This is a genomic window from Mesorhizobium sp. M0991, assembly GCF_040318915.1.
Taxonomy (GTDB): domain Bacteria; phylum Pseudomonadota; class Alphaproteobacteria; order Rhizobiales; family Rhizobiaceae; genus Mesorhizobium.
In genome coordinates this window covers 1-13153 of the sequence record NZ_JAMYNE010000033.1, presented here as the reverse complement: position 1 = coordinate 13153, position 13153 = coordinate 1, and the positions used below count along the sequence as shown (strand labels likewise).

5 protein-coding genes and 4 pseudogenes are annotated in these 13153 nt (G+C 64.3%); 8 read left to right on the top strand and 1 reads right to left on the bottom strand.

Annotation, left to right across the window (positions count from 1 at the left end; genetic code table 11):
* Positions 1-71 precede the first annotated feature (71 nt).
* On the bottom strand, positions 72-827 hold the full coding sequence (locus NKH70_RS29955) for a hypothetical protein (RefSeq protein ID WP_353026875.1): 756 nt from the start codon (positions 825-827) through the stop codon (positions 72-74).
* A 158-nt stretch (positions 828-985) separates the two neighbouring features.
* On the opposite strand from NKH70_RS29955, the gene NKH70_RS29950 reads away from it, so the two are divergent.
* The 8 genes and pseudogenes from NKH70_RS29950 to NKH70_RS29915 all read left to right on the top strand — a co-directional run bounded on the left by NKH70_RS29950 (position 986) and on the right by NKH70_RS29915 (position 13004).
* On the top strand, positions 986-1447 hold the full coding sequence (locus tag NKH70_RS29950) for a hypothetical protein (protein WP_353026873.1): 462 nt from the start codon (positions 986-988) through the stop codon (positions 1445-1447).
* A gap of 215 nt (positions 1448-1662) precedes the next feature.
* A complete protein-coding gene (ligD, locus tag NKH70_RS29945; protein ID WP_353026872.1) occupies positions 1663-3819 on the top strand; it encodes a DNA ligase D in 2157 nt (718 codons plus the stop codon).
* Positions 3820-3995: 176 nt separating this feature from the next.
* The gene (locus tag NKH70_RS29940; RefSeq protein WP_353026870.1) at positions 3996-4967 is read left to right on the top strand and encodes an ArdC family protein; all 972 of its coding nucleotides are present in this window, start codon (positions 3996-3998) and stop codon (positions 4965-4967) included.
* Positions 4964-5431: pseudogene (locus NKH70_RS29935) on the top strand (DUF2958 domain-containing protein). Before NKH70_RS29940 ends, NKH70_RS29935 begins: the two are co-directional and overlap by 4 nt.
* Before the next feature lie 74 nt (positions 5432-5505).
* On the top strand, positions 5506-7632 hold the full coding sequence (locus NKH70_RS29930; RefSeq protein WP_353026868.1) for a ParB/RepB/Spo0J family partition protein: 2127 nt from the start codon (positions 5506-5508) through the stop codon (positions 7630-7632).
* Between the two features lie 94 nt (positions 7633-7726).
* A pseudogene (locus NKH70_RS29925) lies at positions 7727-8199 on the top strand (UCP036055 family protein).
* A gap of 45 nt (positions 8200-8244) precedes the next feature.
* A pseudogene (locus tag NKH70_RS29920) lies at positions 8245-8461 on the top strand (DUF6117 family protein); the annotation flags it as partial.
* A 215-nt stretch (positions 8462-8676) separates the two neighbouring features.
* A pseudogene (locus tag NKH70_RS29915) lies at positions 8677-13004 on the top strand (strawberry notch-like NTP hydrolase domain-containing protein).
* Positions 13005-13153 lie beyond the last annotated feature (149 nt).

The window sequence follows — 13153 nt, the reverse complement described above, 5'->3', positions numbered from 1 at the left end:
GATCGTCGCCGGTGTGGCCAGTCGCGGTCGATCACCGATGACGTAGGTGAGCCCCCGACTGCGCTTGACCACTATTCGAAATGCATTGACTGGCCGCGTATCATTGCCAGCGTCAGCGCGATTGCAGGGTTTGCCGGCGGCTTTTCCATATGCAAGGAGCCGTCGAAATCACGCCATGCCGCCATGCGCAACTCATCATCGCCATCGCCAGCCGCCGGGTCGAAGACGTGGGCATCACAGGGATCTCGATCGATCTCGATTGTCCAGTCCTTGAGCGCCTTGCGAGCCATCTCTTCGACATGGGAAAGGTCGCTGGTGAAGAAGGGGATACGGTCTCCATCCTCCGAAAGCGGCTCAACCCGATCGAGCGTTGGCCGCTCGGGGACCCAGCCGAGAACAAAGGCGATATCGAAATCGATCTGGCGGTCCGGGCCGGTCGAGATTTCCAGCCGCTTGACGACGTCAGGATAGAGCTGCTTACGATCCGGCCAAGTGTCCGGAATCGCCTCGGCTTGCAACTTCGTGCGGGGGACGTTAATCAGCTCCATGACCTGATGGTGCGGAACTTTTTCCGCGGGCCAGCCCGCACAACATGCCGCTGCAGCAGCCTCGTCGGCTTCCAACCAAACTGTGGCAGCCCGGTCCTCCTCTTCGGTAGGCTTGCCGTCTTCTGGAAAGCCTTTGATATCCCACCCTTCCAATGCGAACAGGCCTTCAGCGCCCTGCAAGGCCGTAATGCCGGCGCGTGCAAACACTGCTTCGGCTGCCGCGATACCACGCGCGAGCTCTTGGGGTGTTGCGTCCTCGATGTTCAAGCGAAGTTCCATGGTTCGCCTCCTATTACCTGATTCTGCCAATGTGAACAAAATAAGAACAAAAAGTCAAGATCGCCCTTGACGGGAGAGGAATATGTTCCTTATTTCGGCGTGATCTGGAGCAGCAAAGGGACCATGGTTCGGCGTGAAACGCGCTGGCCGGCGAAGCTATGGCAAAAACCGCGGAAGACAATTTCCGGATCGAGGTTTGGGATCGCGACGAGCAGGCTTTGTCAGAAACCATTTCGCGTTCCCCCGATTCAACGGTGAGTCAGGCGGCCTGGCAAGCTGCCATCCGGCGCCGGCCGGGCATGTTGCTGATCCACTACAACAGCCGACATGTGATGGAGAAAATCCTGACACCCGGCGAGGTGAATATCCCGCCGCAGACCATCATTGATGGCAGCGTTCACGCGGGCCTCGACGTCGCGCTCGGCGATCTTCGCGAATGGCATGTGTTGCGGGCTTGGTGCAGATCTTGTTCGCACCATGCAACGGTAAAGCCTGCCGGGCTCATCGAACGCTATGGAAAAGGCGCTCTGTTCAGTTCGGTCGAGCGAGCGCTTTTCTGCACGAGTTGTGACAGGGGAGGGCCTGTCAGGCTGGAAATTCACAAGCTGCCACGCAATTGAGGGAGCCGAAAGGGTGCAAGACCAGATCGATTTCTTCCAGGCCAACTCGGCCCTGGTTGTTCAATCCTATCGCATCGTCGCCGATCAGTGGTCGGACTGTCGAGAACCGGAACTGCGCGCGATCACTGCCGGGTCGGCTACCATCCTGAGCAAACACACGCGGACCACCGCGGACGGGGACAGTCGGTCCCGCGTCCCGTCCTGCGGCCGGCGCTATGCTGACGCTCCTACGGCTGTCCCGTTCACCGCCCGCGGCGGGGGCGAATTTCCTCCGTCCTGCGCGCGGCAATCGTCCGCTGTTGCGGACGCGCGCAGGACTGCGGCTTATACGCCGTTCTTCCTTTGAGCGCCGACGGTCGCCGGCGTGGAGATGCTTCGGCATGGAACCGAATCCTAGGCAGGGTATTGAATCGGACCATGTATCCGAGTTCCGCATGTCGGCTGTAGATGGCACCCTTAGCAAAAGGCGCACGCGGCGCAGAGACTCAGAATCTATCCCTACATATCGGCTCCCGGAGTTTCGGTCCTTCCAGCTCTGCACACTAACAGACGACATACCGGTGGGCGGGGATTGGCTCTTCGAGATGAAGTTCGACGGCTATCGTGCCCAAGTCGCCATCTCCGGCTCGAACGTCGTCGTGTATACACGCAATGGCCACGACTGGACCCGACAGTTCAAGGTCATCCTGCCGCCGCTTCAGAGACTGACCAAGGGCGCGGTGCTGATCGATGGTGAGATCGTCGCCATCGACAGCCAGGGCCGCACGAACTTCTCCATGCTGAAAACCGGCATTGCCGCAGGTATGCCCCTCAAGTTCTACGCCTTCGATCTGCTTGAGTTCGATGGCGAAGATCTGTCGAACCAGCCGCTCCTAAAGCGCAAGGAACAACTTGAGTCCCTGCTTGGCGCTCGCACCCCAGAGGACAGCCTGCAATTTTCCAGCCACATCGTCGACCACGGCAGAAAGGTGTTCGACGCCATGTGCGAGGGCGGTCACGAAGGCGTCATCGCCAAGCGCGCCGACAGCCCCTACGTCGGCGAACGCACCTGGAGTTGGCTCAAGATCAAGTGCACGAAGCGACAGGAATTCGTTGTCGGCGGCTATCGCCCAAGTGACACAGGACATGGCATGGCCTCGCTGATCCTGGGCACTTACGACAATGGCAAGCTCATCTATCGCGGCCGCGTCGGGACGGGGTTCACTGCGGCGATGCGCAAGGACATCCTCGCGAAGCTCTCGAAACTGCGTGTTGAGAAACCGGCTTTCGCCTCCGTCCCGAGAGACATTGCCCGACGTGCCAAATGGGTGAAGCCCGAACTTGTTGCCGAGGTTACCTATGCCGAAGTGACACCGGACGGCAGCTTGCGGCATCCAAGCTTTGAGGGCATGCGCGAAGACAAGCGAGCCGACCAGGTCGTGATGGAAATGCCGAAGACGCCGGCAACTCTTGGCTCCGCCAATCTCGATGCGGGAATTGGCAAGGAGATCGCCGCTGCTGTCGGCGTCAAGCTGACGCATCCAGACAAGATCATGTATCCGGGGACCAAGGTGACCAAGGCCACGCTCGCCGCTTACTACGCCATAGTCGCCGAGAAGATGCTGCCGCACATCCAGGATCGACCGCTGTCGCTGGTGCGCGATACCGACGGCGACCTGCAGCAGACCTTCTTTCAGAAGCACAGACTGCCAGGCATGCCCAAGGCCATCCATGACGGCCAGTTGGAGAAGATGTCCGGTAAGGAAAGCCGCATCTTGTGGGTTGATGACCTGGCTGGGCTGATCGCAGGCGTCCAGATGAACGTGCTCGAATTCCACATCTGGGGAAGCCGTCGCCAGCAGCCGGATCTGCCGCACCGTATGGTCTTCGACATCGACCCCGACGAGAGCTTGGGCTTTACTGCCGTCAAGCAGGCAGCCGTCGACGTATGGGGCATTCTGGAAGCGCTTGGACTGCAGTCGTGGCCGTTGCTCTCCGGCGGCAAGGGCGTTCATGTGGTCGTGCCAGTCGTCCCGGAGGCAGACTGGGACCAGGTCAAGAGCTTCTGCCAAGATTTCGCCGAACTGCTGGCCCGCACAGATCCGTCGCGCTTCGTCGCCAACATGAGCAAGGCGAAGCGCAAGGGCCGAATGTTTCTCGATTACCTGCGCAACGGCCAGGGCTCAACTGCAATCTGCCCCTGGTCGACTCGGGCACGCGTTGGGGCGTCGTGCGCGGTGCCTGTTAGCTGGGATGAGTTGCCCACCTGCGAAAGCGCCAACGGTTTCGATGTTTTCGCCGCCGCCGCGCGGGCTCAGTTGACCGAAGCCTGGGAAGGTTATTTCGACGTCGAACAAACGCTTACCGACCGCATCCGCCACGCAGTCCGGTAGCAACAACATGGTCAGCGACACTTGCTGATTTGGCGCGGACCGCCTTTGCCCCAAGTTCGGGAGCGTCCCCCTTCGAGGCCCGGCAACGCCCTCTAGAGTGAGAGTACGGACCGGTTTGCCGTGACGGGGTTGAGAGCTGGAGGAGAGGCCTCCGGCGCCCGTCGCGGAGAAACGCGATGTCCAGACATTACGCTCGCGCCGGCGCCGACCGGACAAGCCTCTATGACGATATCACGAACAAGATCATCGCCGAGCTGGAAGCTGGGCACTTTCCCTGGGTGCAGCCCTGGGGCACGGCGGCGGCGCAAGCACCCCTCGCCATGCCGGCCAATGCCGCCTCTGGCCGCCCCTATTCGGGGATCAACGTGCTAATCCTGTGGGGTGCGGTCGTCGAGCATGGCTTTCCCGTCCAGGGCTGGCTGACTTTCCGCCAGGCGCTATCGCTGGGCGGCCATGTCCGCAAGGGCGAACACGGGACCACCGTCGTCTATGCTGACCGCTTCATCCCTGACGACGAGAAGCATCGCGCGCGGGAAACCGGCGAGGCAGCCCAGGCGATACCGTTCCTGAAGCGCTTCACCGTGTTCAACATGGCGCAATGCGAAAATCTGCCCGACGATCTGGCGGTGTTTCCGCCCGCACCAGAGCCAGGACTGATCGAACCGGCCGTCGACGCACTGATTAAAGCGACAGGTATCGATTTCCGCATCGGCGGCAATAGCGCCTATTATGTGCCGGCGCATGACTACGCACAGGTGCCGCCTCCGCAGGCCTATTTCGAGACCATCGACTGGCACCGCACCGCCCTGCACGAGCTTGGCCATGCGACCGGCCATCCCTCCCGCGTCGGCCGCGACCTCGGGGGCGCCTTCGGCACCAAGAGATATGCTTTCGAGGAACTGGTCGCCGAGATGAACGCTGCCTTCTGCTGCGCCTCGCTGGGCATCGTGCCGACCGTGCGCCACGCTGATTACCTGGCCTCCTGGCTCGAGGTCCTGCGCGAAGACAACCGCGCCATCGTGCGTGCCGCCTCCCAGGCCAGCAAGGCGGCCGACTGGCTGCTCGCCTTCCTGCCGCAACCTGACCGTGCAGCCAGGGCAGGCCCGGCCGACGTCGATGAGGCCGAAATCGAGAGAAGGGCGGCATGATCGTTCTCACCGAGGAACTGCGCGTGCCTGCTCTCCAACGGCCGCGAGCGCGGCGCCGAACACGTACCGGCCGTGAAGTTCTTCAATCCACTCGGCGAAGGAGCCTGACTCGCGACCGCGCTGGATGCCGATGGCGACACCATGTTCGGTCTCGCCGATCTCGGCTATCCGGGGCAGGGCAGTTTCTCGCTCCTTGAGATGATGTCGGCCGGCTGCCCTTCGGCATCGGCATCGAGCGCGACATCCTCTTTGGTACCGACCTGCCGATTTCGGTCTGGGCAGAGGCCGCCCGCCGGGCGGGAAGCCTTCGCGACGCCGAACGCATCTCTACCACGCCGCCCAGCATGGCCGGACGGCAAGTGAGATCTCACCTTGAAATCCGCAAAGCCGCAGATGAGCAAAGTCGTGTCTGCGGCCCTGTCCCCCCTCTGGATCTTCGGTGTGCGGCGCAGTCCTCAGAGTGAGAGGGCTGCGCCCGTCTTTTTGACGGGTTTGGAGGTCGAGAGAGTCTCGGTCGGCCCGTCGCGGAGATAATCCCATGGCTACGCCCAAGCAGAAGATCACCCTCAACGCTTCACGTGACATCCCCTTCAACAAGCTGATGCTGAGCCAGTCCAATGTCCGGCGCATCAAGCGCGGGGAAACGATAGAGGACCTCGCCGCGTCGATCGCACGGCGTGGCCTGCTCCAGAGCCTCAACGTCCGGCCAGTGCTGGATGGCGAGGGTAACGAGACCGGCATGTTTGAGGTGCCGGCTGGCGGGCGCCGCTATCGCGCGCTGGAACTGCTGGTCAAGCAGAAGCGCATGATCAAGACCGAGCCAGTTCCCTGCGTTGTCAGCGACGCCCACAGCGCGGTCCCGATCGAGGAGGATTCGCTGGCCGAGAATTTTCAGCGCGAAGATTTACATCCGCTCGACATGTTTCGCGCCTTCCAGACCCTTCACGACCAGGGCGCCAGCCATGAGGAGATTGCTGCACGCTTCTTCGTCTCCGCAACGTTCGTCCAGCAGCGCCTGAGGCTGGCCAGGGTTTCGGCCAAGCTGCAGGAGGTTTACGAGCAGGATGGCATGAAGCTCGAGCAACTCATGGCCTTTACCGTGACCGACGATCACACGCGTCAGGAGCAGGTCTGGGAGGCGCTCGAAAACTCCTGGTCGAAGGAGCCGCAGCAGATCCGGCGCCTGCTGACGGAGACCACTGTGCGGGCAAGCGATCGCCGGGCGCTGTTCGTCGGTGTCGACGCGTATGTCGCCGCCGGCGGCGTGGTGCTGCGCGACCTATTCGAGGCCGACAACGGCGGCTGGCTGCAGGACCCGGCGTTGCTCGACCGCCTGGTCGGCGACAAGCTCAAGTCCGCTGCCGACGAGATCGCGAAAGAGGGCTGGAAATGGATCGTCGTCGATGTCGATCTGCCTTATGGCCACAATCACGGTCTGCGCGCACTGGCCGGCACCCCCGTCGATCTGACCGACGCGGAGCGGGCGGAACGCGAAGCCCTGCGGGCGGAGTACGATCGGCTGGAAGCCGAGTATGGCGAATCCGATGAACTCCCCGACGATGTCGATCAGCGCCTCGGCCAGATCGCGACCGCGCTTGAGGCCTTCGAGAGCCGGCCGATGAACTACGATCGGGCCGAGATCGCCCGCGCCGGTGTGTTCATCAGCATCGATCGTGATGGTGGTCTCGTCGTCGATCGGGGCCATGTGCGACCCGACGACGAAGCCATGCAGGCGGTCGACGGCGACTCCGCCGAGCCAGGCTGCGCCACCGAGAACGACAGCAGACACGATCCTTCCGCCCGCCGCGCCATTATCACCATCGGCGCGCAGGCGTCTGAGCCTGAGGAGGATGACGGCGACACCATCAAGCCGCTGCCCGAGCGCCTGCTCATCGAACTCACTGCCCATCGCACGTTGGCGCTGCGCAATGCTGTGGCCGAGAACCAGCATGTGGCCATCACGGCGCTATTGCATAGACTGGTCCTCGACACCTTCGGTCAGCGTTCCGCGACCGGCTGCGTCGAGGCCTTCGTCCGGCATGTCCACTTGCCGTGGCAGGACGTCGGTCTCAAGGACAGCCCTGCGGCCAAGGCCGTCGATGAGCGCCATGAGGCATGGAAGAGCGTCATTCCACTGGATGACGACGAGGCCCTATGGGCGTGGCTCGGCGGACTCGATGAAGCCAGCCGGCAGACGCTGCTGGCGCATTGCGTCAGCTATGGGATCAACGCCCTGTTCGAACGACCCAATCCCTACGGCAGCGGCGTTTCCCAGCATGGGCTCGATCAGCGCCTGCGTGAAGCCGATCGGTTGTCCCGTGCCACCGGGCTTGACATGGTAGATGCCGGCTGGCGGCCGACGGTGGATAACTATCTCGGCCGCGTCACCAAGTCCCGCATTCTCGAAGCCGTGCGCGAAGGCGCCGGCGACCAGGCCGCCCAGCTTATCGACCATCTCAAGAAGGCCGACATGGCCAAGGAGGCCGAGCGCCTCCTGGTCGATAGCGGCTGGCTGCCCGAACCGCTCCGCCTTAGCGGCGATGACGCGCCGGCCGCGCAGCCGGATGAGGGCGAGGAAGCCGACCTTCCCGAATTCCTTGCCCGTGTCGACGACGACGGCTCGGCCGCCGATGAGACTGCCGCACACGCGGTCGCCGCCGAATAGCACCGTTGGCGGAGCGGCCCGGGTCGCTCGGCCCTTTCTTCTTCACCTCACGGCCCGGTGTATCGCCGGGCCATTTTCGTTTCAGGAGACATCCATGTCTGCCCACATCGTCTATGACAACGCCCCGCTTGGCTCGCTGATCCGCTACTCGGACGCACGCCAAAACCGCCCGCGCGCTTCACCCGAAAGCGCGCGGACTGGGAGCGTCGAAACGGTCTCAGCCGTCTGGTCCGCAAGGCACCACCGCGCGACCGTCCGACTTACAGCGCCCCGGCCTCGATCACGCTCAACGAAGGGAACTTTTCCTCCGGCGGCATCATCCTCGTGACCGTTTTGCGCAGCTACTCAGTCGACAGCGCGCTCAGCTTCGAGATCGTCGAGCGACCCGCGATCGGCATGGTCCGGGTCCTGCAGCAGGTCTGCGACGACGAATTGCTCCACCTCGCCGAGAGCCGCGATGCGGCCGAACTCTGGTTGGCCAAGACCGGATACCGCAATGCGCGTCTTGAAGACATCACCGCCGACGAAGTTGGCGCCGACGTCGTCGAAGGACGGGCGGCAGCCTGACCCGCGCGGTGTCACACAGCGAAGCGATCATCGAGGGTGCCCGCGATCCAGTTGAACCCGGGCAACTTCCAGACGCTGCTTTGGTGCCGCCGGCGAGGGCAACCTCGCGCTGATGGAATGCACCGACGCGGCGACCGGGCAGCGGCGTTATGTAATCTGCGCGGTCGAGCGGGAGGGCGCGGACTACGTGTTCACGCCGTTCGCTCATCTTGCCGACGGCAATCCCTATGATGCCTACCTCCCGCCCGATCCGACAACGCCAATGGTTTCCTACAGAAGTCGGAGCCTGACGGCGGAATATGATCGAGATCGGTTGATACCGGCAAGCGCTCCACCTCATGGCGGGGCGCTTGTTTCATTTTGGCTTCGGCAGGGGCCTGAGAGGGAGAGGCGAGCCGGGATGGGTTTGAATCCGCGCGGTCCAGAGAGAGAGCGCCGCGCGGCTCGATCCTGTCCCCGCTCTCCAGAGGTTCACCCATGTACATGATCTCGCCCGCTGTGGCGGTTCCCGCAGCCGCGCCGCTCGCGCTCCCCCAAGCCGGTGCAGCCGTCGCTATCTTCGCCGCCGCAGGCCTGCTGCTTCCTTATCTCGACCGCGGCGACTGCATCGACGCGCCAAAGCTGCGGTCGGCGATGGAAGCCGCATTCGGCGCCTCCGACGCCGCCGGCGCCTGGGACTGAAACAGGCCTACGACGCCTGCGAGGCTGCGACGGTCCTTTTCCTGCGCAAGTACGGAAAGGCGTTGTTCCGCAAAGCCGCGTCTCCGGCTCTCCGCCTTTCAGCATTGTCGAAGATCGCCGGGCTCATGCCGACGCATACCCGCAGATCCGAAGAAGCACAGACCTTCCAGCAGTTCTCGACGCCGATTCCGCTCGGCCTGGTCGCCGCAACGGCCGCCGCGATCACGCCGGCCGACCGTGTGCTGGAGCCTTCCGCCGGCACCGGGCTGCTCGCCATCCTAGCCGAGATCGCCGGCGCCTCGCTCATCCTCAACGAGCTTGCCGAGACGCGCGCGGCACTTCTCTCGTGCCTCTTTCCGGCCGTTCCTGTCACCCGCTTCGACGCCGCCCAGATCGACGACCATCTCGATCCCGGCGCCGTGCCGAGTGTGGTGCTGATGAACCCGCCCTTTTCGGTCATGGCCAATGTCGAGGGCCGCATGGCCGACGCGGCCTGGCGGCACATCGCCTCGGCGCTGGCGCGCCTGGCGCCCGGCGGGCGGCTCGTGACGATCACCGGTGCGAGTTTCGGCCCCGAAAATCCGGCTTGGACCCCGGCCTTCACCCGCCTGCAGGAGCGTGGTCGCGTCGTCTTCTCCGCCGCCATCGATGGCTCGGTCTATGCCAAGCACGGCACGACCTTCCCGACGCGCCTCACCGTCATCGACAGGGTGCCGGCGGACGATCCCTCGCTCTTCCCCGATGCTCCCGGCATCGCTCCGGATGCGGCAACGCTCCTCACGTGGATTGAGGAGCGCCTTCCCGCGCGGCCGCCGGTCGTGATGGCCGCCGTTTCCAGCGCGGCATCGGCGGTCGCCGCGCCCCGCACCGTGCACGGCTATCTCACACGCTCGGCGAGAACCACGCCACGCATGTCGATCGCCGAACCGGAAGCCATCGAGCTCGCCTATGAGGCTGTCGACTGGCAAGCGGCCGAGGGGGGCCAGATCAGCGACGCCATCTATGAGGCCTACGGGCTTCAGGCGATCCGCATCCCCGGCTCTCGGGCTCACCCCACCCAGCTCGTTCAATCGGCGGCCATGGCCTCGGTGGCGCCGCCCAAGCCAAGCTACCGGCCGCGCCTGCCGAAGAACGTCCTTGACCTGCTCTCGGACGCGCAGCTCGAGACCGTCATCTATGCCGGCGAGGCTCACGCCGAGTATCTCGCCGGCGCCTGGACGCTCGACGATACCTTTGACATGGTTAGCGCTGCGGCCGATGACACCGCGGGGGCCGTGCGCTTCCGGCAAGGCTTCATGATCGGCGACGGTACCGGTGTAGGCAAGGGCCGCGAGTCCGCCGCCGTAATCCTAGACAATTGGATGCAGGGCCGTCGTAAGGCGGTCTGGATCTCCAAGTCCGACAAGCTGATCGAGGATGCGCAGCGCGACTGGTCGGCGCTCGGCATGGAGCGCTTGCTGATCACGCCGCTCTCCCGCTTCCCGCAGGGCAAGCCGATCGCGCTGGAGCAGAGCATCCTATTCACCACCTATGCCACGCTGCGCAGCGACGACCGCGGCGAGAAGGTTTCGCGGGTCAAGCAGATCGTCGAATGGTTGGGTCCGGATTTCGATGGAGTCATCATCTTCGACGAGGCCCACGCCATGCAGAATGCCGCCGGCGGCAAGAGCGAACGGGGCGATGCCGCTCCCTCGCAACAGGGCCGTGCCGGCCTGCGGCTGCAGCACGCGCTGCCGAATGCCCGCATCGTGTATGTCTCGGCCACCGGCGCCACCACCGTTCACAATCTCGCCTATGCCCAGCGGCTCGGCCTCTGGGGCGGCGAGCATTTTCCGTTCTCGACGCGGGCGGACTTCGTCGAGGCGATCGAGGGCGGCGGCGTCGCGGCTATGGAAGTGCTGGCACGCGACCTCCGCGCGCTCGGCCTCTATACCGCCCGTTCGCTTTCCTTCAGCGGCGTCGAATACGAGCTGATCGAGCATGAGCTGACGCCGGAACAGGTCCGCATCTACGATGCCTATGCCGCCGCCTTCGGCATCATTCATAACAATCTCGATGCGGCCATGCAGGCGGCCAACATCACCGGCAGCACCGGCACGCTCAATGCCCAGGCCAAGTCGGCCGCCCGTAGCGCCTTTGAAAGCGCCAAGCAGCGCTTCTTCGGTCATTTGTTGACCAGCATGAAGACGCCGACCCTGATCCGCTCCATCACCCGCGATCTGGAGGAGGGGCATGCGGCCGTTGTCCAGATCGTCTCGACCGGCGAGGCGCTCATGGAACGGAGGCTGGCCGAACTGCCGACAGAGGAATGGAACGACGTCCGCGTCGACATCACGCCGCGCGAATATGTCCTCGACTACCTCGCCCATTCCTTCCCGGTGCAGCTCTACGAACCGTTCACCGACAGCGAGGGCAATGTGTCGTCTCGGCCGGTCTACCGCGACGGCCAGCCGGTCGAGAGCCGCGAGGCGGTCGCCCGGCGCGACGAACTGATCGCCAAACTCGCAAGCTTGACGCCTGTCCCCGGCGCGCTCGACCAAATCGTTCAGCATTTCGGCGCGGACCTCGTGGCCGAAGTCACTGGCCGCTCGCGGCGCATCGTGCGCAAGGGCGACCGCCTGGTCGTCGAGAATCGACCAGGGTCGGCAAATCTGGCCGAGGCGCAGTCCTTCATGGACGATCAGAAGCGCGTTCTGGTGTTTTCCGACGCCGGCGGGACGGGTCGTTCCTACCATGCCGAACTCTCGGCCCGAAACAGGCGCCTGCGTGTCCACTACCTGCTCGAGGCCGGTTGGAAGGCGGATACCGCGATCCAGGGCCTGGGCCGCACGCATCGCACCAATCAGGCGCAGCCGCCGCTCTTCCGGCCGATCTCGACCAATGTGAAGGCCGAAAAGCGCTTCCTCTCGACGATCGCCCGCCGCCTCGACACGCTGGGGGCAATCACGCGCGGCCAGCGCCAGACCGGCGGCCAAGGGCTGTTCCGGCCAGAGGACAATCTGGAAAGCCACTATGCCCGCGATGCGCTACGGCAACTCTATCTGCTGATCGTACGCGGCAAGGTCGAGGGCTGCTCGCTTGAGCGTTTCGAGGCGGCGACGGGCCTCAAGCTGATGGATGCCAATGGCATCAAGGACGAGTTGCCGCCGATCACCACCTTCCTCAATCGCCTGCTGGCGCTGACCATCGAACTGCAGGGCGTGCTGTTCGGCGCCTTCGAGCAGCTTCTGGCCGCTCGGATCGATGGCGCCATCGCCTCGGGCACCTATGACACAGGGCTGGAGACCCTGCGGGCCGAGAGCTTCGTCATCCCCGATCGGCAGGTCATCTACACGCATCCGCGCACCGGCGCCGAAACGCGGCTGCTGACGATCACCGAACGCAAGCGCAACCGGCCAGTAACGCTCGATGCGGCGCTCGATCACCTTCGCGATTCGCGCGCCATGCTACTGATCAACGAGCAATCTGGACGCGCCGCCGTGCAGATCCCGACCACCAGCATCATGCTCGACGATGGCGAGGTCGAGCGGCGGGTGCGCCTGGTCCGGCCGATCGAAGGCCAGAACATGCCGCTCAAGGCTATGGGCGAAACCCGCTGGGTCGAGGCCCACCGTGAAGCTTTCGCCGCAGCATGGACTGCGGAGGTCGCCGAGGTTGCCGAGTTCACCGATGGCGTTCTGCACATGGTGACGGGCCTGTTGTTGCCGATCTGGAAGCGTCTGCCAAACGAGTCGACCCGCGTTTATCGACTTCAGACCGACGAGGGCGAGCGCATCATTGGGCGCCGTGTCTCGCCGGCCTGGGCCGCCAACGCCACGGCGACAGACGTCGCATCGCTATCGCCCGAGCAGGCGCTCGCGGCGCTGATCGACGGGCGGACGATCCTCGATCTCGCCGAGGGTCTCCAGCTTCGCCGCAGCCGCGTCATGGGCGCATGGCGCATCGAACTGTCGGGCTTCACCGACACGATGCGGGAGCGCCTCACTGCCTACGGTCTCTTCCACGAGATCATTTCGTGGAAGCTCAGGATGTTCGTGCCGATCGACGCCAACGGGCTCGCTGTGCTGGAGCGCGTGCTCGACCGCTTCCCAATCGAGCGGGTCAGCGAGCGGGAGGCTGCATGATTCCGCGTCACGCTGCACCCGACCTCGCACACCCCCACCGCGGCCATTGCGCGGCGGGGGGCCGCCCCCACCACTACCAAGGCCGCCCCCAGGGCCACCAATGGACCCGCGGCGACGGGCCCCAAAGTGGCTTATACACCTCACCCAGC

Coding starts and splice junctions, on each gene's coding strand:
- ligD (WP_353026872.1), top strand. CDS start 1,663: ATGCTGACGCTCCTACGGCTGTCCCGTTCACCGCCCGCGGCGGGGGCG.
- NKH70_RS29950 (WP_353026873.1), top strand. CDS start 986: ATGGCAAAAACCGCGGAAGACAATTTCCGGATCGAGGTTTGGGATCGC.
- NKH70_RS29930 (WP_353026868.1), top strand. CDS start 5,506: ATGGCTACGCCCAAGCAGAAGATCACCCTCAACGCTTCACGTGACATC.
- NKH70_RS29955 (WP_353026875.1), bottom strand. CDS start 827: ATGGAACTTCGCTTGAACATCGAGGACGCAACACCCCAAGAGCTCGCG.
- NKH70_RS29940 (WP_353026870.1), top strand. CDS start 3,996: ATGTCCAGACATTACGCTCGCGCCGGCGCCGACCGGACAAGCCTCTAT.